Raw genomic sequence first — 24,829 nt, 5'->3', positions numbered from 1 at the left:
ATGCCGCGCTGGCTCAGCCGGCACCAGTGACAGAGCAGGCTGATTTTCACCATACAGCGCTGCGCGGACTCCGATGATGTTCACGCACGGCCGATATCGGCAAATCTGGCCTGGGTGTGCTCGGCCAGCACCGCCGGTGCCAGTTCGACTTCCAGTCCACGCCGCCCCGCACTGACAAAAATGCTGGCGAAGGGCTGGGCCGAATTATCAATGAAGGTACGCAAGCGCTTTTTCTGCCCCAGCGGACTGATCCCGCCCAACAGATAGCCGGTAGAGCGCTGCGCTGCCGCCGGGTCGGCCATTTCGACCTTCTTCACGCCCGCGGCGTGGGCCAACCCTTTCAAGTCCAGGCTGCCGACAACCGGCACCACGGCCACCAGCAACTCGCCCTTTTCGCTGGCCGCCAGCAAGGTCTTGAACACCTGCGCCGGATCGAGCCCGAGTTTTTCCGCCGCTTCCAACCCGTAGGAGGCCGCCTTGGGGTCATGTTCGTAACTGTGTACGCGATGTTCGGCCCGAACCTTTTTCAACAAATCCAATGCGGGGGTCATGGCAGCTCCAGACTGGGCGGCAGAAGAAAAATACTGCGCCCGATTCTAGGACATTGATCATTAAAAGGCTCTACGGCGGCGCATTTATGACGCCATTGCCTGGCCACCCCATTCCTCAACAACCCGGTCATTCATACAGCGAATAGTTTCTTTGTGACCGACGGTTCACTTTCGACCTTTGACAGCAGCGTTTCTTGTCTATATTTTTTCGTTTATGAAACTGTACGAAACGTCCTACCGCTGCACCCAGCAGTAAACCGCGACCAGGATGGGGATCCTGCCTCGGCGAAAACCGCGCTCCGACCATGATGGAAAAAGCGCCAGACAACAAAAAAAATGAGGTTTCAATGACAACTGCTTTACAACAACCGTCGCTCTCGAGCCAATGCATGGCCGAGTTTCTGGGTACGGCGCTGCTGATCTTTTTTGGTACAGGTTGCGTTGCCGCGCTCAAGGTCGCGGGTGCCAGTTTTGGCTTGTGGGAAATCAGCATTATCTGGGGCGTCGGCGTCAGCATGGCGATCTACCTTACCGCTGGGGTTTCCGGGGCTCATCTGAACCCTGCCGTCAGTATTGCCCTGAGCATTTTCGCGGACTTCGAAAAACGTAAATTGCCTTTCTACATACTCGCCCAAGTGGCGGGTGCCTTCTGTGGAGCGCTGTTGGTTTACACGCTCTACAGCAATCTATTCTTCGAATTCGAACAAACGCACCATATGGTTCGCGGCACTCAAGCCAGCCTCGAATTGGCCTCCGTGTTCTCCACCTTCCCGAACCCGGTGCTGACCACCGCCCAGGCATTTCTGGTCGAGGTGATCATCACGGCCATCCTGATGGGCGTGATCATGTCCCTGACCGATGACAACAATGGCCTGCCCAAAGGCCCGCTGGCACCGCTGCTGATCGGCCTGTTGATTGCGGTGATCGGTAGCTCGATGGGACCGCTGACCGGTTTTGCCATGAACCCTGCGCGGGACTTCGGCCCTAAACTGATGACTTTCTTCGCTGGCTGGGGTGAAATTTCCTTCACTGGCGGACGCGATATCCCGTATTTCCTGATTCCTGTTTTTGCACCGATTGTCGGTGCCTGCCTCGGTGCTGCCGCCTATCGCGGGCTGATTGCCCGCCATCTGCCCAGCGCCGTACCTGCTACAAAGGATGCAACAGCTGTCATTGACGGCAAACCCAGAACTTCTTGATACCGTGGCGCGTGCCCCTGCCCCTTGATCGCGCGCCAAACCTCACTCCCTTATTTCGTCCAAGGCAATCGACATGACCGACACACAGAATAAGAACTACATCATTGCCCTCGATCAGGGTACGACCAGCTCCCGCGCGATCATTTTCGACCGCGACGCGAACGTGGTCTGCACCGCCCAACGGGAGTTCGCACAGCATTACCCGCAAGCCGGCTGGGTCGAACACGATCCGATGGAAATCTTCGCGACCCAAAGCGCCGTGATGGTCGAGGCCCTGGCACAAGCCGGCCTGCACCACGACCAGGTGGCGGCCATCGGCATCACCAACCAGCGCGAAACCACCGTGGTCTGGGACAAGAACACCGGCCGCCCGATCTACAACGCCATCGTCTGGCAGTGCCGACGCAGCACCGAGATCTGCCAGCAGCTCAAGCGCGATGGCCACGAGCAATACATCAGCGACACCACCGGCCTGGTCACCGACCCGTACTTCTCCGGCACCAAGCTCAAGTGGATCCTCGACAACGTCGAAGGCAGCCGCGAACGCGCGCGCAACGGTGAGCTGTTGTTCGGCACCGTCGACAGCTGGCTGATCTGGAAATTCACCGGTGGCAAGGTGCATGTCACCGACTACACCAACGCGTCGCGCACCATGCTCTTCAACATCCACACCCTGGAGTGGGACGCGAAGATGCTGGAGGTCCTCGACATCCCGCGTGAGATGCTCCCGCAGGTGAAGTCTTCTTCGGAAATCTACGGTCACACCAAAAGCGGTATCGCCATCGGCGGCATCGCTGGCGACCAGCAAGCCGCCCTGTTCGGCCAGATGTGCGTCGAGCCAGGCCAGGCGAAAAACACCTACGGCACTGGCTGCTTCCTGCTGATGAACACCGGCGACAAAGCCGTCAAGTCCCAACACGGCATGCTCACCACCATCGCCTGCGGCCCACGTGGCGAAGTGGCCTACGCGCTGGAAGGCGCGGTGTTCAACGGCGGCTCCACCGTGCAATGGCTGCGTGACGAACTGAAGATCATCAACGACGCCCACGACACCGAATACTTCGCCAACAAGGTCAAGGACAGCAACGGTGTGTACCTGGTGCCGGCCTTCACCGGTCTTGGTGCTCCCTACTGGGACCCGTACGCCCGTGGCGCCTTGTTCGGCCTGACCCGCGGCGTGCGCGTAGATCACATCATTCGCGCAGCGCTGGAATCGATTGCCTACCAGACTCGCGACGTGCTCGACGCCATGCAACAGGACTCCGGCGAACGCCTCAAGGCCCTGCGCGTGGACGGTGGCGCGGTGGCGAACAATTTCCTGATGCAGTTCCAGGCCGACATCCTCGGCACGCAGGTCGAGCGTCCGCAAATGCGCGAAACCACGGCACTGGGTGCGGCTTACCTGGCAGGCCTGGCCTGCGGCTTCTGGGGCAGCCTGGAGGAGTTGCGCGGCAAGGCAGTGATCGAGCGCAAGTTCGAGCCGACGCTGGATGAAACGGCGAAGGAAAAACTTTACGCGGGATGGAAAAAAGCGGTCAGCCGTACCCGCGATTGGGCGGCTGAAGACGAGACTGAATAAGCCAAGACGCAGGCTCGTATCTGTATGTAACTGGTCGGGAGCAGATTCCTGCGGCATCATGGGCAAATTTTGCACGGCAGCCCAAAGGACGCCCCATGAATCTGCCTCCCCGTCAGCAGCAAATCCTCGAACTGGTCCGCGAACGCGGCTATGTCAGCATCGAGGAAATGGCCACGCTGTTCGTAGTTACCCCGCAGACCATTCGCCGCGACATCAATCAGCTCGCGGAAGCCAATTTGTTGCGTCGCTACCACGGCGGCGCGGCTTACGACTCCAGCGTTGAAAACACCGCCTACGCCATGCGCGCCGATCAGATGCGCGATGAGAAACAGCGTATCGGCGAAGCCATTGCCGCGCAGATTCCCGACCATGCCTCGCTGTTCATCAACATCGGCACGACCACCGAATCCATTGCCCGGGCACTGCTCAACCACAGTCACCTGAAGATCATCACCAACAACCTGCACGTCGCCTCCATGCTCAGCGCCAAGGACGACTTCGATGTCCTGCTCACTGGCGGCAACGTGCGGCGCGATGGTGGCGTGGTGGGTCAGGCCAGTGTCGACTTCATCAATCAGTTCAAGGTCGATTTCGCCCTGGTCGGCATCAGCGGCATCGATGAAGACGGCAGCCTGCTGGACTTCGACTATCAGGAAGTGCGGGTATCCCAGGCGATCATCGCCAATGCCCGGCAAGTGATCCTCGCGGCCGACTCCAGCAAGTTCGGGCGCAACGCCATGATTCGCCTGGGGCCGATCAGCCTGGTCGATTGTCTGGTCACTGACCAACAGCCTTCGCCAGCGCTGGCGCAGCTGTTAAACCAGCATAAGGTTCGCCTGGAAGTGGTTTAACCCCCCTGGATTTCATCGTCTGTACTGACGCTTTCGCGAGCAGGCTCGCTCCCACAGGCTCTGCGCCTCCCTTGTGGGAGCGAGCCTGCTCGCGAAAGCGATCTACGCTGCACCACTCTCTTGCGCCATGCCACGCCTCTAAATGTTCGTAAATTTTCCTTTAACGGCCCTTCGATGAGTATTTTCAATCGAAGCTGACTGGCTGCGGGCGTCTTTATGGGCTAGTATTTTCGCAAATGAACATTAATGTTCGAATTCAAATACAGAACATCAAAGAATTCCGAGGCCGAGCCGATGCCCACTTCCACCTTGCCTACGCCCCCTCTCGCCGAGGTCTACGATATCGCCGTCATCGGTGGCGGGATCAATGGCGTGGGGATCGCAGCGGACGCCGCCGGACGCGGTCTCTCGGTGTTCCTTTGTGAAAAGGATGACCTGGCCAGCCATACCTCGTCGGCCAGCAGCAAGCTGATTCACGGTGGCCTGCGCTACCTCGAACATTACGAATTCCGCCTGGTGCGTGAGGCCCTGGCTGAGCGCGAAGTGTTGTTGGCCAAGGCGCCGCACATCGTCAAGCAAATGCGCTTCGTGTTGCCGCACCGCCCGCACCTGCGCCCGGCGTGGATGATTCGCGCCGGTCTGTTCCTCTATGACAACCTGGGCAAGCGCGAGCAACTGCAAGGTTCGAAAAGCCTGAAGTTCGGCCCCGACAGCGCGCTCAAAAGCGAAATCACCAAGGGCTTCGAATACTCCGACTGCTGGGTCGACGACGCCCGCCTGGTGGTGTTGAACGCCATGGCCGCCCGGGAAAAAGGCGCCCACGTTCACACCCAGACCCGCTGCGTCAGCGCACGTCGCACCAAGGGCCTGTGGCACCTGCACCTGGAGCGCGCCGATGGCAGCCTGTTTTCGATCCGCGCCAAGGCATTGGTCAATGCGGCCGGGCCCTGGGTCGCCAGGTTCATTCGCGATGACCTGAAGATGGAATCGCCTTACGGCATCCGCCTGATCCAGGGCAGCCACCTGATCGTGCCGAAACTGTACGAAGGCGAACACGCGCACATCCTGCAAAACGAAGATCAGCGCATCGTGTTCACCATTCCGTACCTGAATCACTTCACCCTGATCGGCACCACCGACCGCGAGTACACCGGCGATCCGGCGAAGGTTGCAATTACCGACGGCGAAACCGATTACCTGTTGAACGTGGTCAACGCCCATTTCAAAAAGCAAATCAGCCGCGAGGACATCCTGCACAGCTATTCCGGTGTGCGCCCGCTGTGCAACGACGAATCCGACAACCCGTCGGCCGTGACCCGCGATTACACCCTGGCGCTGTCCGGCACTGGCGAAGAGGCTCCGTTGCTGTCGGTGTTCGGCGGCAAGCTCACCACCTATCGCAAACTGGCCGAGTCGGCGCTGGCGCAACTGGCACCCTACTTCAAGCACATCCAGCCAAGCTGGACCGCAAGCGCCACGCTGCCGGGCGGTGAAGACATGACCACCCCGCAGGCCTTGAGCTCACGTATCCGCGACAAATTCGACTGGGTACCAAGCGATATTGCTCGCCGCTGGGCCACCTCCTACGGCAGCCGTACCTGGCGCATGCTCGAAGGCGTACAGGACCTCAGCGATATGGGCGAGCACATCGGCGGCGGTCTCTACACCCGTGAGGTCGATTACCTGTGCAGTGAAGAATGGGCCACTACCGCACACGACATCCTCTGGCGGCGCAGCAAGCTCGGCTTGTTCACCACAGCCGCGGAGCAGGAAAAACTCAAGGATTACCTGAACAAGATCGAGCAAAACCGCAACAAGATCGAAGCGGCCTGACCACGATCCGGATAAACGAAAGCCCCTGAATCTCACGATTCAGGGGCTTTTTCGTATCGATGGATTTCAGTCGCGCAAATCCGATTCATGAATGGGCTGTTCACGGTGAGTCGCCCGCTGATATTGCGCCGGCCACACGGCCTTGTGCCCGCCCAGGTCGTCGTCCGCGTGCAGCGCCCAGTACGGATCGCGCAACAACTCACGGGCCAGGAAGATGATGTCCGCCTGACAGGTGCGCAGGATGTGCTCGGCCTGGGCCGGCTCTGTGATCATGCCAACGGTGCCGGTGGCCATGCCCGACTCCTTGCGCACCCGCTCGGCGAAGCGGGTCTGGTAACCGGGGCCTGTGGGAATTTCGGCATTGACTGCCGTCCCGCCCGACGAGACGTCGATCAGGTCGACCCCCAAGGCTTTGAGGCGGCGGGCCAGCTCCACGGTTTCATCGGGGTTCCAGCCGTCTTCCACCCAGTCGGTGGCCGAGACCCGGACAAACACCGGCAACTCTTCAGGCCACACCGCACGCACCGCTTCGGTGACCTGCAGCACCAGCCGAATACGATTTTCGAACGAACCGCCATATTGATCGCGACGCTGATTGCTCAACGGCGACAGGAATTGATGCAACAGGTAACCATGGGCCGCGTGCACTTCGACCACTTTGAAACCGGCCGTCAGTGAGCGCTTTGCCGCATCGACAAAGGCCTGGATCACCTTGGCGATCTCGTCGTCATCCAGTTGTTTGGGTTGGGTGTGCTGCGGGTCGAACGCAATCGGCGAAGGTCCGACCGGTACCCAGCCGCCCTCGTCGGGTTTGACGCTGCCATGCTTGCCGAGCCACGGCCGGTGGGTGCTGGCCTTGCGCCCGGCATGGGCCAGCTGAATGCCGGCAACGGCGCCCTGGGCGTTGATGAAGCGGGTGATGCGTTGCAGGGGTTCGATCTGTTCATCATTCCACAGACCGAGATCCTCGGCCGTGATACGCCCGTCGGCGGTGACCGCCGTGGCTTCGGTAAACACCAGCCCGGCCCCGCCGATAGCACGGCTGCCGAGGTGGACCAGATGCCAGTCATTGGCCAGGCCATCGGCACTGGAATACTGGCACATCGGCGATACCGCGATGCGGTTGGGCAAAGTCAATTGGCGAAGGGTAAAGGGTTCAAGCAGCAGACTCATGGGGCACCTCTCGAATCAGTGGGCAGGCTCCAGGTTCTGTTTGAATAGTCGACGAGTGACAGGAAAAAGGTACAACACCCGCCCCCGCGGGCAAAAAATTCGACAAGACGTCACAAGGCCAAAATCAAGCAGTGCTTAGAGCCTAGTCGACATCGGGGAATGTCGCCCCCCTGTAGGAGCGAGCTCGCTCGCGATGGACGACAGGACACCGCGGGGTATCAGGCCCCCAGCGCCATCGTTCACGACCATCGCGAGCAAGCTCGCTCCTACAGGTGTCGGGTCAACGCGGTTCGATGTGGGCAATCATCAATTGAACCGTCTCGTTCCCGCGAAACTCGTTGAGGTCGAGTTTGTAGGCCAGCTCCACCCATTTGATGGTCGGATTCGGCCAGATATCGCGATCGATCCCGAAGGCAATGCCGTCGAGTTTCACCGAACCACATTCACTTTTGAGCACGACTTTAAGATGCCGCTCGCCAACGACGCGCTGCTCGACCAACTGGAACACCCCATGAAACAACGGTTCCGGGAAGTGCTGTCCCCAAGGACCGGCATGCCGCAAGGCACGAGCCAGCTCCAGGTGGAACTCTTCCACCGCCAGGGTGCCGTCCGACAACAGGCGACCAGTCAGATCTTCTTCGCGCAGCTGCCGGCGCACTTCAGCGTCAAAGGCTTCGGCGAACAAGGGGAAATTTGCTTCCGGCAGCGTCAGGCCGGCCGCCATCGCGTGGCCACCGTATTTGGTGATCAGATTCGGATGCTGCGCCGCCACCACACTCAAGGCGTCGCGGATGTGAAAGCCCTGGACCGAACGCCCCGAGCCCTTGAGCAGGCCATCTCCGGCATCGGCAAAGGCGATGGTCGGGCGGAAATAGCGCTCTTTCATCCGTGACGCGAGGATACCGATGACACCCTGGTGCCACTCGGGATCGAACAGGCACAAGCCGAACGGCATCGACTCCACCGGCAAATCCTTGAGCTGCGCCAGCGCTTCGCGCTGCATCCCTTGCTCGATGGATTTGCGATCCTGGTTCATGCCGTCCAGTTGCGCCGCCATCTCACGGGCCAGACCTGCGTCCTCGGTCAGCAGGCATTCGATGCCCAGGCTCATGTCGTCCAGGCGCCCTGCTGCGTTCAGGCGCGGGCCGACAATGAAGCCCAGATCGGTGGAGGTGATACGCGCATGATCGCGCTTGGCCACTTCGAGGATCGCCTTGATTCCCGGCCGGGCACGTCCAGCGCGAATCCGCTCCAGGCCCTGATGCACCAGAATCCGGTTGTTGGCATCCAGCGGCACCACGTCGGCCACGCTGCCAAGAGCCACCAGATCGAGCAGTTCGCCGATATTCGGCTGCGGCCTGCTTGTGTACCAGCCCAGCTCGCGCAACCGCGCACGCAGGGCCATCAACACATAGAAAATCACCCCGACGCCGGCCAGCGCCTTGCTCGGAAACTCGCAACCGGGCTGGTTCGGATTGACGATGGCATCGGCCAACGGCAGCTCGTCACCGGGCAAGTGGTGGTCGGTGACGAGCACCTTGAGCCCGGCCTTTTTCGCCGCTGCCACGCCTTCGACGCTGGAGATGCCGTTGTCGACGGTGATCAGCAAATGCGGCTGACGCTCAAGCGCCACCGCGACGATTTCCGGTGTCAGGCCATAGCCGTAGTCGAATCGGTTGGGCACCAGGTAGTCGACATGTGCCGCCCCCAACAGACGCAAACCCAAGGTGCCTACGGTGCTCGCCGTCGCACCGTCGGCATCAAAGTCGCCGACGATCAGAATGCGCTGACGCTGTTCGAGCGCAGTCACCAGCAGATCCACGGCGGCATCGATGCCCTTGAGTTGCTGGAACGGAATCAACCGCGCCAGGCTCTTGTCCAGTTCCGCCTCGGACAGCACGCCCCGAGCCGCGTACAGGCGGGTCAACAGCGGCGGAATATCACCGAGGAATGGCAGGGTGTCGGGCAGCAGGCGAGGTTCGATGCGCATGGGGTGAAAGATGCTTCTCTTCAATACGTAGGATAAAACCGGGTGACGCGGGGCAGTTGCGAAAAATCAGCCGCGCTCACCGGCCAGCCACTGCAACTGGACTTCGTGCTGACCACGGTCGTCGGTGACGAAGATCGTCCCTTCGCTGATCATCACGTCCCACTTGATGACGCGGGGCATATCTTTGGCCAGGGTTTCCAGGACTTCCTGAGGCACGGCAGCGATGTTGACGTTCTTCAGGTTTTTCACCGCCGGCACCACTTTGCCCTCCCACACGCGCAGGCTGCCGTAGGCCAACAGGCTAGTACGTTCAGTGCGGCGCGAGCACCAGGTCAGGCGCTCGGCATCCGGCTGGCCGACTTCGATCCAGTGCAGGACGCGGTCATCCAGGCTTTTTTCCCACAAGGCCGGTTCATCCACTTCCGACAGACCACGGCCAAAAGACAACTGCTCGTTGTACCAGAGGGCGTAGGCCAGCAGGCGCACGGTCATGCGCTCTTCGGTTTCCGAAGGGTGACGGGCGATGGTCTGCTTCACGCTCTCATAGACGCTGCGGTCGAGGTCGGTGAGGTTCAGTTCAAACTTGTAGGTCGTGGACGGCTGGGCCATGTACGGGCTTCTTGATACGAGGAAAGGCGGCAAGTCTAACCGATGCGACGGGCAATCCACGAATTGAACACAATCAAGCTGGAGCGTCTGACAGTCGGCTATGTTAAAACGCTCTATCCGCTCAACCTTTGCCCCACAGGATCCAGCATGCCGTTCACCGCCAAACCGCTTTCCGGTCTGAAAGTCATCGAATTGGGCACCTTGATTGCCGGCCCGTTTGCCTCGCGTATTTGCGCGGAATTCGGCGCCGACGTAATCAAGATCGAATCCCCGGACGGCGGTGATCCATTGCGCAAATGGCGCAAGTTGTATGAAGGCACTTCGTTGTGGTGGTTCGTCCAGGCCCGCAACAAAAAGTCCCTGACCCTCAACCTCAAGCACCCCGACGGTCAGGCCATCCTGAAACAGCTGCTGGGTGAGGCAGACATACTGATCGAAAACTTTCGTCCCGGCGTCCTGGAAAAACTCGGCCTGGGCTGGGACGTCCTGCACGCATTGAACCCGAAGCTGGTCATGGTGCGGCTGTCGGGATTCGGCCAGACCGGACCGATGAAAGATCAGCCCGGCTTTGGCGCAGTCGGTGAGTCGATGGGGGGCCTGCGCTACATCACCGGCTTCGAAGACCGCCCACCGGTGCGCACCGGCATTTCCATCGGCGACTCGATTGCCGCGCTCTGGGGCGTGATCGGCGCGTTGATGGCCCTGCGTCATCGCGAAGTCAACGGCGGTATGGGGCAAGTGGTGGACGTGGCGCTGTACGAAGCCATCTTCGCGATGATGGAAAGCATGGTTCCGGAGTTCGACGTGTTCGGTTTCATCCGCGAACGCACGGGCAATATCATGCCCGGCATCACCCCGTCCTCGATCCACACCAGTGCCGATGGCAAGCACGTGCAGATCGGCGCCAATGGCGACGCGATTTTCAAACGCTTCATGCTGATCATTGGCCGGGAAGACTTGGCCAACGACCCCCAGCTTGCCAGCAACGATGGCCGCGATGCCCGACGCGACGAGATTTATGGCGTCATCGATCGCTGGGTCAACTCGTTGCCGCTGGACAGGGTGCTGGCGCAGCTCAATCAGGCCGAGGTGCCGGCCAGCCGGATCTTCAGCGCCGAAGACATGTTCAATGACCCCCAGTACCTGGCGCGGGAAATGTTCCTGCAAGCCAAGCTGCCGGACGGCAAAGACTTCAAGATGCCGGGCATTGTGCCGAAACTCTCAGAGACACCTGGGGAATGTGAATGGGTCGGGCCACAACTGGGTGAGCACAACGCACAGGTACTCCAGGAACTTGGCTATGACGCGACGCAGATTGCACAGTTGCGCAAAGACGGAGCCATCTAGGCTGAGGCACCTGCCCGCATGGCCCATTCGACACTGCCCGCCACGCGGCGGGCGGCTGCTGTGCATGCTGGCGATCTTGTTCCTGCTCCCTGGACCGATCCCGTCAGCCCTGGCGCAAACCGGGGAACCCCTGATCTGGCTCAAGCGCGACCTGCCGCCGCTGACGATTTTCGACGGGCCGAAAAAGGGTCTGGGCGTTATCGATCAATTGCTTCCACTGTTGATTGCCGGCATGCCGCAATACCAGCACAGCGTGATGAGGGTCAATCGCGCGCGTGGACTGCAAATGCTCCACGAACCGTCCCTCGTCTGCGACGCGGCGCTGAACTGGAGCAAGGAACGGGAAAAGTGGATCGCCTTTTCCATTCCGGTCTTCCGCGCCATGAGCAATGGCCTGGCCGTGCGGCGCGTCGACCAGAAAGTGCTGACACCCTTTATCAAGGACGACGAAGTGGACCTGGCAGCGCTGCTCGCCAGCGGTAGCGAAAAACTGGGAATTATTGCCGAGCGCAATTACGGCGAATACCTCGACGGACTGCTCAAGCAAGCGCCAGCCGACGCGCTGGCCCCTCATTACGGTAACGACGCCTTGGGCAGCCTGCTGCAGATGCAGCGCCTGGGACGCTTGCGCCTGCTGTTGGGTTATCGCCCGGAAATACGCTACCAGGCCTCGCTGCAAGGCATTGCCGAGGATGAGTTGCAGTTCTATCCGATCCGTGGCACGGGCAAATACCTGTCCGGTTATATCGGTTGCACCGACACGCCAAAGGGCCGACAGGCCATTGTCGAAATCAATCAGGTATTGCGCACCCTTCCCCGTGAACGCCTCGATGAGGCCTACGCCGCCTGGCTGGATCCCGAAAGTCGCAGCGATTACCTGAAAGACACCAAGGCGTTTTTCGACAATCTGGCGCCCCCCTGACAAATCCCGGGCAAAAGAAACCCCGAGAAGTGGGGAGACGACTCGGGGTCAAACGTGGTCTGCTTGGAGACCAGTAGCAGCAAGCTACAAGCACCGGAGCACAATGCTTGATCCTGCTGTTACAAAGTCTGACTGACCTGGGCGCGGGAAGGTTCCCGCAAAAAACCGTTCAATTGCGGCTGGCCAGCAGCTTGTCCTGCGCCGCATTACGCAATGCCGCGATCACACAAGGCTCAAGACGTCCTTCAGCAATCAGCACGTCGCGATGCAAACCGTCGACCACATCCGTCAGCAGGCGTTTGTCATTCAACTGGGCCTGATTGAACTCGCGCTCGACCACGGTCGCGCCGATAGCATTCTTCAGGGTCACCCGGCATTCGCCACGAATGCCTGACGGGGTCAACGTAACCTGATACGGGCTTAGCGCCTCACCGAGCAACAGACTGATACTTTCCATCCCGATCACCACTCAATAGTCCGAAAACAACGTGCCTGGGGCATGCCTACTACAAATGACCGCTGGCCCGAGAAGAAAGTTCTGGGTACTGACTGCAGGCGAACCTGCAGCCCAGTCAAGAGAGCATGCACGGCGAACATGACAGAGAAAAAACCCAACCATCACGTCTGTCGGGTGCGCCGGGCGATGTCGGCCCATCCCCCCAACAATCCTCGTAGCTGGCCATCCGCCGTGTAAAACGGCACTGTCCACTGGTAGATATCCCTGACACCGTCCGTGAACATCAATTGACGCTCGAAAAAGCGCGTCCTGCGCGTACTCAATTGCGCCATGAACTCGGCATGCAGCAGTTCCGCGGTTTGTCTGGGCATGGCATCGACCTCGATCAACTGCCGCCCCTGCATCCGGTCAAAACGCGTCGACAAGGCGTCCTCATAACTTTTGTTGCACATGATCAAGCGCCCTTGCAGATCACGGACAAACATCGGGTCAGGCATGGCATCCATCAGGGCATGCTGGAAGGCGAGCTGATCGCGCAGACTGCTTTGGGCCTCGCCCCGTTGCCTGACCACCACCGCCAACCGCCGATTCCAGAGCAGGGACAACAGGCCGAACAGGCTGACCACCAACACGCCCCAGCAAACCCACTGGTCAATCCGCTGCCAGAGGCCAGGCGCCTGTGGTGCGGTAGCGCCGCCGAACCACTTCAGGCGAAGGCCGCGCAACTCCTGTTCAGGAAACGCCTCAAGCGCCTTGTTGAGGATACTCAGCAACTGCGGCTGGCCTTTGCGCACCGCCAGATAATCCGCATCCCATTTTCCCGGCACCACGGCGTCGATCTTTAGCCGGCCCGACGGAATAAGCTGGGCGCCGATTTCGCTTTCGATGGTGGCGTAGGCTTCGCCGCTTTCCACCCAGGCACGGGCTTCGGCGTAGGTTTTAACCGAACGCAACTCGATGGACGGATAATTGCGACGGATCATCGCCTCCAGTGCATGCCGGGTCGGCAGCACCAGTACCCGCTTCGCCAGATCCTCCAGCGACTGCACCGGTGGTGCTCCGGCCTGCCCGAGAAAGACCCATCCTGCACCGCCGAATGCATGGCTGAAATCGAGAAACGCCTTGCGTTCGTCATTCATCGCCAGGGTCGTACTCAAATCCGCAGCGCCGCTTTCCAGATGGGCCAGCATCTGATCGGTGGAAAAAGACTCCTGGTAAACGAACTGCAACCCCGTCATGTCACTGATGCGCTTGAGCAGGTCACTGTTCAAGCCCGTCCATTGGCCATGTTCATCCTTGAACAGGTACAACGGGTATTCCAGCGCCGTGACCACGACCCGAGGATGCTTGGCCATCCACTGCAACTCCTGGTCATCCAGTACGACCATTGACCGTGCGGCAGACTTCCCACGCTCCTGAATCGATGCAGGGCTTGCCCCTCCCCATTCGGCGATTACCAGCATGCCGAATAAAAACAGCCAGCGCGCCACTGGCTTGAACACACTTGTAAACAGCATTCCCACGTCCTTGGTGATCCATTCGCCTGTCCCTTCGCGGCGATAACACGACAAGTGTGCATGCAGAAATGAAAAAGCCCGTCAGGAGACGGGCTTCAAAATGTAACAGCGCTGACCGGTTACAGCGGCTTGCCGCGGTTGCCATGCTGGCTGACAAAGGCCTGCACGGCCTTCAGGTCATTTGGCAATACGGTGCAACGTTCGTCTCGCTCAAACAAATCAGAAAGATGTACCGGCAGTTCGAGCGCTTTTCCTACACCGGCTTTTTCCACGGCGTCCGGGAATTTGACCGGGTGGGCGGTGCCCAGGATCACCATTGGAATGTCCAGGCTGCGACGGCATTCCCGGGCAGCTTTCACGCCGATGGCCGTGTGTGGATCCAGCACTTCGCCAGTCTGCTCGTAGACTTCGGCAATGGTTTCGCAGGTTTGCGCGTCATCCACGGCCAGCGAGTCGAACAACTTGCGGGCTTCGGTCCAGCGCTCTTGCTCGACGCTGAAACCGCCACCCTGCTTGAACGAATCCATCAGCCCGGCGATGGCCGCGCCGTTGCGACCGTGCAGGTCGAACAGCAGGCGTTCGAAGTTCGACGACACCATGATGTCCATGGACGGCGACAGCGTGGCGTGCAGGGTATCCTTGACGTACTGGTTGCCGCTCATGAAGCGGTGCAGGATGTCGTTGCGGTTGGTGGCGACGATCAACTGGTTGATCGGCAGGCCCATGTTGCGCGCCAGGTAACCGGCGAAGATGTCGCCGAAGTTGCCGGTCGGCACCGAGAACGACACCGAACGCGCCGGGCCGCCCAGTTGCAGGGCTGCGTGGAAGTAGTAAACGATCTGGGCCATGATTCGCGCCCAGTTGATCGAGTTCACCGCGACCAGGCGAGTGCCCTTGAGGAAGCCCTGGTCGGCGAAGCTCGCCTTGACCATTTCCTGGCAGTCATCGAAGTTGCCTTCGATGGCAATGTTGTGGATGTTCTCACCGAAAATGGTGGTCATCTGCCGACGTTGCACTTCGGATACCCGGTTGTGCGGGTGCAGGATGAAGATGTCGACGTTTTCGCAGTGCTTGCAGCCTTCGATGGCGGCCGAGCCAGTATCACCGGAAGTAGCGCCGACAATCACCACGCGCTCGCCGCGCTTTTCCAGCACGTAGTCGAGCAGGCGACCGAGCAGTTGCAGGGCGAAATCCTTGAACGCCAGGGTCGGGCCGTGGAACAGCTCCAGCACCCATTCGTTGCCGTTCAGCTGACGCAGCGGCGCAACGGCGCTGTGGGCAAACACGCCGTAGGTTTCTTCAAGAATCTTTTTGAAATCGGCGTCCGGAATGCTGCCGGTGACGAACGGGCGCATGACGCGGAAGGCCAGCTCGTGATACGGCAGGCCGGCCCAGGAGGCGATTTCCTCCTGGGTGAAACGTGGCAGGTTTTCCGGGACGTACAGACCGCCGTCGGTGGCAAGACCAGCCAGCAGGACGTCTTCGAAATTCAGGGCCGGTGCCTGGCCGCGGGTACTGATGTAACGCATGACTGACTCCAATGGACAGTGTTCGTAGTGCCGGGCCCGCAAGCGAGCCCGGTCAACGATATCGGCTTAGTTCAGGTGCTCGACACGGATCCGTACGACCGGACCGACCACACCCGCCAAGGCTTCCAAAGCAGCGATGGCGTCGTTGATGCGCTGTTCTACCACACGGTGGGTCAGCAGGATCATCGGCACCAGGCCGTCGTGCTCCTCGGCTTCCTTCTGCATGATCGACTCGATGTTGATGCCGCGCTCCGAAAGGATGCTCGCGACCTGAGCCAATACGCCCGGATGGTCCTTGGCCTGGATGCGCAGGTAGTAGGCGCTTTCGCAGGCTTCGATCGGCAGGATCGGGTGAGCCGACAGCGAATCCGGCTGGAACGCCAGGTGCGGTACTCGGTTTTCCGGGTCGGAAGTCATGGCGCGGACCACGTCCACCAGGTCGGCGATCACCGACGAAGCGGTCGGCTCCATGCCGGCGCCAGCGCCGTAGAACAGGGTCGAACCGGCAGCATCGCCGTTGACCATCACCGCGTTCATCACGCCGTTGACGTTGGCGATCAGCCGATCGGCCGGGATCAGCGTCGGGTGCACGCGCAGTTCGATACCGGCCGCGGTGCTGCGCGCCACGCCCAGGTGCTTGATGCGGTAGCCCAGCGCTTCGGCGTAGTTCACGTCGGCGGTGGTCAGCTTGGTGATGCCTTCGGTGTAAGCCTTGTCGAACTGCAACGGAATACCGAACGCGATGGATGCCAGGATCGTCAGCTTGTGAGCGGCGTCGATACCCTCGACGTCGAAGGTCGGATCGGCTTCGGCGTAACCCAGGGCCTGGGCTTCGGCCAATACGTCTTCGAAGGTGCGACCCTTCTCGCGCATTTCCGTCAGGATGAAGTTGCCGGTGCCGTTGATGATGCCGGCTACCCAGTTGATGCGGTTGGCGGACAGGCCTTCGCGGATCGCCTTGATCACCGGGATGCCACCGGCCACCGCCGCTTCGAACGCAACGATCACGCCCTTCTCGCGGGCCTTGGCGAAAATTTCATTACCGTGAACGGCGATAAGCGCCTTGTTCGCGGTGACCACATGCTTGCCATTCTCGATGGCCTTGAGTACCAGCTCGCGGGCAACGGTGTAGCCGCCCATCAGCTCTATGACGATGTCGATCTCAGGGTTCGTGGCCACTTCGAAGACATCGTTGGTAATCGCAATACCGGTCGTTTGGAACTGAGGCTTTGGCGTGCGCATGGCAATTTGTGCCACTTCGATTCCACGCCCGGCACGACGAGCAATTTCCTCGGCGTTGCGCTGAAGTACGTTGAAGGTACCGCCACCGACGGTTCCTAACCCACAGATGCCTACTTTGACCGGTTTCACTGTGAACTCCCCATAAAACGGCCGACTCGAGGCCGGCCGTGAAAACAACCGCAGACTCGCGGCTCTCTATTGATGGCCCGGCGAATGTCGCTACCGGACCATGATCGTCAAGGCTTGCCGTGACGATGCGAATTTACTTCGCGCCCAGCGCCAGTTTGGCGACTTGTGGCGCAGGCTGGTAGCCCGGAATGACCTGACCGTCGGCCAAAACGATGGCCGGTGTGCCATTCACGCCGATCGACTGGCCGAGGGCGAACTGTTTGGAGACCGGGTTATCGCACTTGGCGGCCTTGATTTCCTTGCCGTCGACCATTTTGTCCATGGCCGCTTTCTTGTCTTTCGAGCACCACACCGCTTGCAGTTGCTCGTCACCCGGCGAGCCCAGGCCCTGACGCGGGAACGCGACGTAACGCACTTCGATGCCGCGCTTGTTCAGCTCAGGCACTTCGGCGTGCAGCTTGTGGCAGTACGGGCAAGTGGTGTCGGTGAATACGGTGATGTGCGACTTGGTTTCGCCAATGGCCGGGTAGACAACGGTTTCGGCAACCGGGATGGCGTTGATCAGCTTGGAGATGCCCTGGCGCTCGGTCTTCTCGGTCAGGTTGACCGGCTTGCCGTCCTTGAGATCGAACAGGTAGCCCTGAACCACGTACTGGCCGTCGGCGCTGGCGTACAGCACACGGCTGCCCTTGAGCTTGACTTCGTACAGGCCTGGCAACGGGCTGGCGGTGATGGTCTCTACCGGCACTTCGAGCTGGAGGTTTTCCAGGCTTTTACGAATGGCTTTGTCGGCCGCGTCATCGGCGACGGCAAAGGTGCTGACCAACGCAATGGCTGCGGCGGCGAAAATCTGGGTCAGACGCATGAGAACTCCTGAAGACGGACAAATGGGACGATCAGAACGCCCGTGCCGAAACACCGGGTCATAAACGCCCATCGTGCAAACCGGCCCAGCCTATCACATAAGGCCCACATGGCCGAATGCACCTGATGCAAGACATTTGTGGCGACACAATCTCCTGTGGGAGCGGGCTTGCTCGCGAAAGCGTCGTATCAGGCGACATCAATGTTGTATGTGCCGACCTCTTCGCGGGCAAGCCCGCTCCCACAGAAAAGCGGATCTCGGGAAGTTCACCCGCGTGGATGATGCTTGGCGTGCAAATCCTGCAAGCGCGCCCGTGCAACATGGGTGTAGATCTGCGTCGTAGACAAATCGCTGTGCCCCAGCAGCATCTGCACCACCCGCAGGTCTGCACCGTGATTGAGCAGATGCGTGGCGAAGGCATGGCGCAAGGTGTGCGGCGACAGCGACTTGCCGATCCCGGCCACCTTGGCCTGGTGCTTGATCCGGTGCCAGAAGGTCTGACGCGTCATCTGCTCGCCACGCTGACTCGGGAACAACACATCGCTGGGACGCCCGCCGAGCAGTTCGCCACGGCCATCGCGCATGTAGCGCTCGACCCAGACAATTGCCTCTTCACCCATCGGCACCAGACGTTCCTTGCTGCCCTTGCCCATCACACGCAGCACGCCCTGACGTAGATTGACCTGCTCCAGCGTCAGGCTGATCAGCTCCGTCACTCGCAGGCCGCAGGCGTACAGGACTTCAAGCATGGCCCGGTCACGCTGGCCAATGGCTTCGCTCAGGTCCGGCGCTTTCAACAGCGCCTCCACGTCGGCTTCCGACAAGGATTTCGGCAGCGGCCTGCCCAGCTGCGGCATGTCGATGCGAAGGGTCGGATCGACAGCGATGAGTTTTTCCCGCAGCAAATAGCGATAGAACCCACGCACACCGGAGAGAAATCGCGCAGTGGAACGAGGCTTGTAGTTTTGTTCCAGACGCCAAGCCAGGTGATCAAGGATCAGTTCGCGGCCAGCGTTGATCAGCTCCAGCCCTTTTTCCTGCAACCAGCCGTTGAACAGCGCCAGGTCACTGCGATAGGCATCGCGGGTGTTGTCGGAAAGACCTTTCTCCAACCACAGGGCATCGAGGAATTGGTCTATCAGCGGGTGATCGATGGCAGGCATGGGTACTCGAATCATGCAGCCTTGAGGCTGCACGCAAAATTAAGATTGGACATGAAAACGGCCGCTAGTCTTTCATAGGCCGCCATTTCAAGGAACAGGGAGCAGCAATGAGCGAGCAGCAGATTTTATTGGCATTTGGCGGGATAGGCGCGGCGGCGCTGCTTTGCCAATGGCTGGCCTGGCGCTTGAAATTGCCGGCGATTCTTTTTCTGCTGCTGACCGGCATCCTGGCTGGCCCCGTGCTGCACTTGCTCGACCCGCAAGAAATGTTCGGGCCATTGCTGATGCCGCTGGTGTCCTTGGCGGTGGCGCTGATCCTGTTCGAAGGCAGCCTGACCCTGCATCTGTCCGAGTGGCGCGAAATCGGCAGCGTCGTCCATCGCCTGGTCACGATTGGCGCCCTCTCCACCTGGGTGGTCATTGCTGTCGCCACTCACTGGCTGCTGGGTTTCGACTGGTTGCTGGCCATCCTGTTCGGCAGCCTGACCCTGGTGACAGGGCCGACCGTGATCGTACCGATGCTGCGCGTCGTGCGCCCGAAAGCGTCGATTGCCAATATCCTGCGCTGGGAAGGCATTGTCATCGACCCCATCGGCGCCCTGCTGGCGGTAGTCGTCTATAGCTTCATCATTGCCAGTGCCGAAGGTAACGGCCTCAAGGAAAGCCTGCTGACCTTCGGCGGCGTGATTTTGTGCGGGAGCCTGTTCGGTATTTTTGGTGGCTGGTTGCTCGGCACCCTGATTCGCCGCCAGTGGCTGCCGGAATACCTGCACAACCTGGCGGCGCTCGCGGCAGTCCTGGGTATTTTCATTGCCTCCAACGAGGTCACCCATGAATCCGGGTTGCTGGCCGTGACACTGATGGGCATGTGGCTGGCCAACATGAAAGGCGTGGATGTACGGCACATCCTGCATTTCAAGGAAAACCTCAGCGTGTTGCTGATCTCCGGCCTGTTCATTCTGCTGGCGGCACGGCTGGACCTGAACGCCATGATCGGCCTCGGGCCTCTGGTGCTGATTTTGCTGCTGGTCATTCAGTTCATCGCCCGCCCTTTGAATGTGCTGCTGAGCACGGCGGGCTCCAGCCTGGGTTGGCGCGAACGGGCGCTGCTGGCGTGGATTGCCCCAAGGGGCATCGTGGCAGCGGCGGTGTCGGCAATCTTCGCCATTCGCCTGCATGAGGCCGGTCACCAGGGAGCGTTGCTGCTGGTGCCGCTCACCTTTGCGGTGATCATCGGCACGGTGGTGTTGCAAAGCGCGACGGCACGACCGCTGGCGCGCCTGCTGAAGGTGGCGGAACCGGCACCGAGCGGCTTTCTGATCATCGGCGCCAACGGACCTGCGCGCACGCTGGGCAAGGCCCTGCAGCAACTGGGCAGTCGCGTACTGTTGACGGATTCGAGCTGGGAAAACATTCGCGCAGCCCGGATGGAAGGCTTGCCGACCTATTTTGGCAACCCGGCCTCGCAACATGCCGATGCGCATCTGGATCTGGTCGGGCTTGGACATTTGCTGGCGTTGTCACCGTCCGGCGAGTTGAACACCCTCGCCGCAATGCGTTTTCGCCATGATTTCGGCCATCAACGGCTGTTCGGACTGGCCAGCGGCCAGGAGAGCCGACGCACCGACAAACATCGCGCCAGCCATGAACATCGCGGGCGTTTGCTAGGCAATGAAGAGTTAACCTACATCAAGCTGGCCAATCAGCTGCATCAGGGGGCTGAGTTGTACAGCACGAACCTGACCGAGGGCTTTGGCTGGGAGGACTATCAGGCGTTGCATGGCGAGCGTGCGACTCTGCTGTTTGCTCGTGATGACAGTGGCTGGGTGCATGTGGTGACGCCGGACAGTGCGGTCAAGCCTTCAGCAGGGTGGACGTTGTTGGCGTTGATTCAGCCTGAAACCAGCGACGCTACGTAAATCGCATCGCGAGCAAGCTCGCTCCCACAGGCATTGGTCGCAGAAGATCTACTGTGGGAGCGAGCTTGCTCGCGATGGCCGCAACCCGGTCTCGCGTCAGGCCGCGATCCGGAGAATTCGTTAAATCGCAGGCAACAAAAAAGCAGCCCGCAGGCTGCTTTTTTTGCATCGGAAGCTGGACTTAAGCCAGTTTTTCCTTGATGCGAGCTGCTTTGCCCGACAGGTCGCGCAGGTAGTACAGCTTGGCTTTACGTACGTCACCGCGACGCTTGACAGCCATGCTGTCGATTTGCGGGGAGTAGGTCTGGAAAGTACGCTCTACGCCAACACCGTTGGAGATTTTACGAACGGTGAATGCACTGTTTACGCCGCGGTTACGCTTGGCGATAACAACACCTTCGAACGCTTGCAGACGCGAACGGTCGCCTTCCTTCACTTTCACCTGAACGACAATGGTGTCGCCCGGGGCAAAGGTAGGGATCTCTTTGGTCATCTGCTCTGCTTCGAGTGCAAGGATGATTTTGTTAGTCATGCTGTGCTCCTAAGGTAAATCGTCGGATCTACCATCGATACGTTGTTAACTATCGTCCCGCTCGCGGATGTATTCCTCGAGCAGCTTCTTCTCTTCTCCAGAAAGCGAGCGGCTTTCCAGAAGATCGGCGCGTCGTTCAAAGGTCCGACCAAGGGACTGCTGTAAACGCCAACGCCGGATGTGCGCGTGATTGCCACTTAGCAATACGTCGGGAACACGCTGATCCGCATACACCTCCGGTCGGGTGTAGTGCGGGCAATCCAGCAAACCATCCGTAAAGGAATCTTCCTCGGCGGAGTCCGCATGCCCTAAAGCTCCAGGCAGCAGTCGTGTAACCGCATCGATCAGGACCATCGCCGGCAGCTCGCCGCCAGACAGTACATAGTCGCCAATCGACCACTCTTCATCGACATGAGCATCAATAAAACGCTCGTCAATGCCTTCATAGCGGCCGGCAATCAGGATCAATGCATCCAGATTCGCCAACTCGCGTACCGCCGACTGAGTCAGTTGACGGCCTTGGGGGGACAGGTAAATCACCTTCGCCGCCTCCCCGGCTGCTGCCTTGGCCTGAACCAGAGCATCTTCCAGGGGCTTGATCTTCATCACCATGCCCGGACCACCGCCAAACGGGCGATCGTCCACAGTGTGATGTCGATCCGTCGTGTAGTCTCGCGGATTCCAACAGGTGAGCTGCAAGAGCCCCTGTTTCACCGCCCGACTGGTGATGCCGTACTCGCTGATGGCGGAAAACATCTCGGGAAACAGACTGATCACTTCTACGCGCAAGTTAGCCACGCTTAGAAATCCGCGTCCCAATCCACCTTCATCTCGCCCGCGGCCAGGTCGACGGCCAACACGCATTGCTCCGTATAGGGCAACAGGCGTTCGCGATCATCCAGGCTGCCAGCGCAAGGCTTGACCACCATGACATCGTTCGAGCCGGTCTCCAGCAGGTGATCGATTTTTCCGAACAGTTGTCCGTGCGTATCGATGACCTTGAGACCTTCCAGCTGGTACCAGTAGTACTCGCCGTCGGTCAGTTCAGGGAACAGGTTGCGCGGCACGCAGATCTCATAACCGGCCAGAAGACGAGCTTCTTCGCGATCATCGAGACCCTTGAGCTTTGCGACCAGGAACTTGTCATTCCCGCGTCCGCTGACCAGCTCTACCTGCTTTACATTACCGTCACGCTTGAGCGTCCAGGTTTTGTAGTCCAGCAGGTTTTTAATCGGATCAGTAAAGGAGTACACCTTCACTTCGCCGCGAACGCCGTGAACAGAATAAATCTTGCCGATAACGATCAAATCATCAGCAATGGCTGGCGTCGCGTTCATATTGCTCAGGCCGCAGCCTTAGCAGATTCCTTCAACAACTGAGCAACGCGCTCAGAAGGTTGTGCACCAACGCTCAGCCAGTAGGCTACGCGCTCTTGGTTCACGGACAGACGAACTTCCTGACCACGGGCAACAGGGTTGAAGTAGCCAACCTGTTCCTTGTGCGAACCGTCGCGCGGGTTGCGGCTGTCGGTTACGGTCAAGTGGTAAAACGGGCGCTTTTTGGAGCCGCCAAGGGCAAGACGGATTGTTAGCATGTGAACATCGTTCCTGTAGTCGGTGCTGCAAATCTAAAGGCACAGCGGGCATGGGTGCCCGAAAGGCCGCATATTCTAAGGAATATCCGGACTTTTGCAAATGACTTTTTCCGGCGGTCTATCGGCCGCCATGCAGATTTGCTATAGAGCCGTCGTTGAAAACGGCCGGTCAGCTCCCGCCAAGTGCGGGTTTGCTGGAGATCCCGCTTCCTTGCGGGTCTGCGCCGGTGCGATGACCGGCGCGGATTCTTTACATCTTTGGCATGCCGCCGCCGGGCAACATTCCGCCCATGCCGCGCATCATCTTGGCCATTCCGCCTTTTGCAGAGAACTTCTTCATCATCTTCTGCATCTGCTTGTGCTGCTTGATCAAGCGGCCGATGTCCTGCACCTGGGTGCCGGAACCCATGGCGATCCGGCGCTTGCGCGAACCACTGATCATCTCAGGGTCGCGGCGCTCGGCCGGGGTCATGGAGTTGATGATGGCTTCCATCTGCTTGAATTGCTTCTCTGCCGCACCCTGGGCATTGCCCATTTGCGCCAGGTTCACGCCACCCATGTTCGGCAGCTTGTCCATGAGCCCGCCGAGGCCGCCCATGTTCTTCATCTGTTGCAGCTGATCGCGGAAGTCTTCGAGGTCGAAGCCCTTGCCCTTCTTCAGCTTCTTGGCCAGCTTGTCGGCCTTGTCCTTGTCGAGGGTCGCTTCCGCCTGCTCGATCAGGCTGAGCACGTCGCCCATGCCGAGGATGCGCGAGGCGATACGCTCAGGATGGAACGGATCGAGCGCTTCGCTCTTCTCGCCCATACCGATGAACTTGATCGGCTTGCCGGTGATGGCGCGCACCGACAGTGCGGCACCGCCACGGGCGTCGCCGTCGACCTTGGTCAGGATCACACCGGTCAGCGGCAATGCATCGCCGAAGGCCTTGGCCGTGTTGGCGGCGTCCTGGCCGGTCATGGCGTCGACCACGAACAGGGTTTCGACCGGGTTGATCGCGGCGTGCAGGGCCTTGATCTCGCCCATCATCTCTTCATCGATGTGCAGGCGACCGGCGGTATCGACGATGACCACGTCGATGAATTTGAGTTTGGCTTCCTTAATAGCCGCTTGCGCGATCTCGACCGGCTTCTGGCTCAGGTCGGACGGGAAGAAGGTAACGCCGACTTCACCGGCGAGCATTTCCAGCTGCTTGATCGCCGCTGGACGATAAACGTCGGCGGACACGACCATGACCGACTTCTTCTTGCGCTCTTTAAGGAAGCGCGCGAGCTTGCCGGCGGTGGTGGTTTTACCAGCGCCCTGCAAACCTGCCATGAGGATGACCGCTGGCGGCACTGCGCTCAGGTTCAAATCTTCGTTGGCCGCGCCCATCAGGCTTTCGAGTTCGGCCTGGACGATCTTCACGAAGGCCTGGCCCGGCGTCAGGCTGCGTGACACCTCGGTGCCGACGGCGCGTTCCTTGACCGAATTGACGAAGTCCTTGACCACCGGCAGGGCGACGTCGGCTTCGAGCAACGCCATGCGCACTTCGCGCAGGGTGTCTTTGATGTTGTCTTCAGTCAGCTTGGCCTTGCCGGTGACATGGCGCAGCGTCTGCGAGAGACGGTCGGTTAAGTTTTCAAACATTGCGCGATCCTTTCAGGCCCTGTGTAGACCGGGATAATGGCGGCCCGGACCGGACTAAACGTGTGCTCGGCGAGCCTGCGGCGTGGGCAGGTCGCGGATTATAGCGAAGACTGCGGCCGGCGGACACCTCGCCGTCGGGTTGCGCGGTCTTTCGTGTGGCGGGGGTTCTATGCCAAACTCAGCGACTTTCGGGCTTGCCTA

Annotated in this window: 22 protein-coding genes; 7 read left to right on the top strand and 15 right to left on the bottom strand. The window is 60.0% G+C overall.

The annotated features are described in order from the left end of the window. Positions 1-80: 80 nt before the first annotated feature. Positions 81-551, bottom strand: coding sequence for a Cys-tRNA(Pro) deacylase (gene ybaK / locus KGA98_RS07500; RefSeq protein ID WP_057713427.1), 471 nt, complete (start codon positions 549-551; stop codon positions 81-83). A gap of 347 nt (positions 552-898) precedes the next feature. On the opposite strand from ybaK, the gene KGA98_RS07495 reads away from it, so the two are divergent. The 4 genes from KGA98_RS07495 to glpD all read left to right on the top strand — a co-directional run bounded on the left by KGA98_RS07495 (position 899) and on the right by glpD (position 6,013). Beyond that, the gene (locus KGA98_RS07495; RefSeq protein ID WP_154909543.1) at positions 899-1,750 is read left to right on the top strand and encodes an MIP/aquaporin family protein; all 852 of its coding nucleotides are present in this window, start codon (positions 899-901) and stop codon (positions 1,748-1,750) included. A 73-nt stretch (positions 1,751-1,823) separates the two neighbouring features. Beyond that, positions 1,824-3,329, top strand: coding sequence for a glycerol kinase GlpK (gene glpK / locus KGA98_RS07490; RefSeq protein ID WP_057713425.1), 1,506 nt, complete (start codon positions 1,824-1,826; stop codon positions 3,327-3,329). A gap of 95 nt (positions 3,330-3,424) precedes the next feature. Beyond that, a complete protein-coding gene (locus KGA98_RS07485; protein ID WP_007971301.1) occupies positions 3,425-4,180 on the top strand; it encodes a DeoR/GlpR family transcriptional regulator in 756 nt (251 codons plus the stop codon). Between the two features lie 294 nt (positions 4,181-4,474). Beyond that, the gene (gene glpD / locus KGA98_RS07480) at positions 4,475-6,013 is read left to right on the top strand and encodes a glycerol-3-phosphate dehydrogenase (protein ID WP_057716566.1); all 1,539 of its coding nucleotides are present in this window, start codon (positions 4,475-4,477) and stop codon (positions 6,011-6,013) included. A gap of 66 nt (positions 6,014-6,079) precedes the next feature. Here glpD and KGA98_RS07475 read toward each other — a convergent pair whose 3' ends face one another. The 3 genes from KGA98_RS07475 to KGA98_RS07465 form a co-directional block, all read right to left on the bottom strand. Then, positions 6,080-7,186, bottom strand: a complete 1,107-nt coding sequence (locus KGA98_RS07475; protein WP_150814679.1) for an NADH:flavin oxidoreductase/NADH oxidase — start codon at positions 7,184-7,186, stop codon at positions 6,080-6,082. A gap of 280 nt (positions 7,187-7,466) precedes the next feature. Beyond that, positions 7,467-9,176 carry a single-stranded-DNA-specific exonuclease RecJ gene (gene recJ / locus KGA98_RS07470; RefSeq protein ID WP_090457550.1) on the bottom strand — a complete coding sequence of 570 codons (1,710 nt, stop codon included), beginning with the start codon at positions 9,174-9,176 and terminating at the stop codon, positions 7,467-7,469. A 66-nt stretch (positions 9,177-9,242) separates the two neighbouring features. Beyond that, on the bottom strand, positions 9,243-9,785 hold the full coding sequence (locus tag KGA98_RS07465; RefSeq protein WP_007971297.1) for a YaeQ family protein: 543 nt from the start codon (positions 9,783-9,785) through the stop codon (positions 9,243-9,245). 147 nt (positions 9,786-9,932) lie between these two features. Between KGA98_RS07465 and KGA98_RS07460 the strand changes: the two genes are divergently transcribed. Together KGA98_RS07460 and KGA98_RS07455 are read left to right on the top strand one after the other, a co-directional pair. After that, a complete protein-coding gene (locus KGA98_RS07460) occupies positions 9,933-11,132 on the top strand; it encodes a CaiB/BaiF CoA transferase family protein (RefSeq protein ID WP_223501948.1) in 1,200 nt (399 codons plus the stop codon). Then, positions 11,086-12,054 carry a TIGR02285 family protein gene (locus KGA98_RS07455; RefSeq protein WP_223501947.1) on the top strand — a complete coding sequence of 323 codons (969 nt, stop codon included), beginning with the start codon at positions 11,086-11,088 and terminating at the stop codon, positions 12,052-12,054. Before KGA98_RS07460 ends, KGA98_RS07455 begins: the two co-directional genes overlap by 47 nt. A gap of 169 nt (positions 12,055-12,223) precedes the next feature. On the opposite strand, the gene KGA98_RS07450 is transcribed toward KGA98_RS07455, so the two are convergent. The 6 genes from KGA98_RS07450 to xerD all read right to left on the bottom strand — a co-directional run bounded on the left by KGA98_RS07450 (position 12,224) and on the right by xerD (position 18,956). Beyond that, positions 12,224-12,511, bottom strand: coding sequence for a DUF3509 domain-containing protein (locus KGA98_RS07450; protein ID WP_046041997.1), 288 nt, complete (start codon positions 12,509-12,511; stop codon positions 12,224-12,226). Between the two features lie 161 nt (positions 12,512-12,672). Next, positions 12,673-14,028 carry a transporter substrate-binding domain-containing protein gene (locus KGA98_RS07445; protein WP_223501946.1) on the bottom strand — a complete coding sequence of 452 codons (1,356 nt, stop codon included), beginning with the start codon at positions 14,026-14,028 and terminating at the stop codon, positions 12,673-12,675. 119 nt (positions 14,029-14,147) lie between these two features. Then, a complete protein-coding gene (gene thrC / locus KGA98_RS07440; RefSeq protein WP_223447165.1) occupies positions 14,148-15,557 on the bottom strand; it encodes a threonine synthase in 1,410 nt (469 codons plus the stop codon). 66 nt (positions 15,558-15,623) lie between these two features. Beyond that, positions 15,624-16,928, bottom strand: a complete 1,305-nt coding sequence (locus KGA98_RS07435; RefSeq protein WP_057713417.1) for a homoserine dehydrogenase — start codon at positions 16,926-16,928, stop codon at positions 15,624-15,626. Between the two features lie 133 nt (positions 16,929-17,061). Continuing rightward, positions 17,062-17,793 (bottom strand): bifunctional protein-disulfide isomerase/oxidoreductase DsbC, encoded by a 732-nt coding sequence (gene dsbC, locus KGA98_RS07430; RefSeq protein ID WP_057713416.1) that lies wholly within the window; start codon positions 17,791-17,793, stop codon positions 17,062-17,064. A 266-nt stretch (positions 17,794-18,059) separates the two neighbouring features. Further along, positions 18,060-18,956, bottom strand: a complete 897-nt coding sequence (xerD, locus tag KGA98_RS07425) for a site-specific tyrosine recombinase XerD (RefSeq protein ID WP_056853624.1) — start codon at positions 18,954-18,956, stop codon at positions 18,060-18,062. A 107-nt stretch (positions 18,957-19,063) separates the two neighbouring features. Here xerD and KGA98_RS07420 point away from each other — a divergent pair, with 107 nt between their 5' ends. Further along, on the top strand, positions 19,064-20,875 hold the full coding sequence (locus KGA98_RS07420) for a cation:proton antiporter (protein ID WP_154860473.1): 1,812 nt from the start codon (positions 19,064-19,066) through the stop codon (positions 20,873-20,875). Positions 20,876-21,056: 181 nt separating this feature from the next. On the opposite strand, the gene rplS is transcribed toward KGA98_RS07420, so the two are convergent. The 5 genes from rplS to ffh all read right to left on the bottom strand — a co-directional run bounded on the left by rplS (position 21,057) and on the right by ffh (position 24,628). Further along, positions 21,057-21,407 (bottom strand): 50S ribosomal protein L19, encoded by a 351-nt coding sequence (gene rplS, locus KGA98_RS07415; RefSeq protein ID WP_003175895.1) that lies wholly within the window; start codon positions 21,405-21,407, stop codon positions 21,057-21,059. Positions 21,408-21,452: 45 nt separating this feature from the next. Continuing rightward, positions 21,453-22,205: a tRNA (guanosine(37)-N1)-methyltransferase TrmD gene (trmD, locus tag KGA98_RS07410; protein WP_007897583.1), complete on the bottom strand. Its 753-nt coding sequence runs from the start codon at positions 22,203-22,205 to the stop codon at positions 21,453-21,455. A gap of 2 nt (positions 22,206-22,207) precedes the next feature. Next, positions 22,208-22,744 (bottom strand): ribosome maturation factor RimM, encoded by a 537-nt coding sequence (gene rimM, locus KGA98_RS07405; RefSeq protein ID WP_057713414.1) that lies wholly within the window; start codon positions 22,742-22,744, stop codon positions 22,208-22,210. Between the two features lie 5 nt (positions 22,745-22,749). Beyond that, a complete protein-coding gene (gene rpsP / locus KGA98_RS07400) occupies positions 22,750-23,001 on the bottom strand; it encodes a 30S ribosomal protein S16 (protein ID WP_007972721.1) in 252 nt (83 codons plus the stop codon). 250 nt (positions 23,002-23,251) lie between these two features. Beyond that, on the bottom strand, positions 23,252-24,628 hold the full coding sequence (ffh, locus tag KGA98_RS07395) for a signal recognition particle protein (RefSeq protein ID WP_056726162.1): 1,377 nt from the start codon (positions 24,626-24,628) through the stop codon (positions 23,252-23,254). Between the last annotated feature and the right edge of the window lie 201 nt (positions 24,629-24,829).

This window comes from Pseudomonas sp. BF-R-24, assembly GCF_019947335.1.
GTDB classification, from domain to species: domain Bacteria; phylum Pseudomonadota; class Gammaproteobacteria; order Pseudomonadales; family Pseudomonadaceae; genus Aquipseudomonas; species Aquipseudomonas jessenii.
Note: the sequence above shows the minus strand (reverse complement) of the source record. Positions and strands in the feature narration are given on the sequence as shown.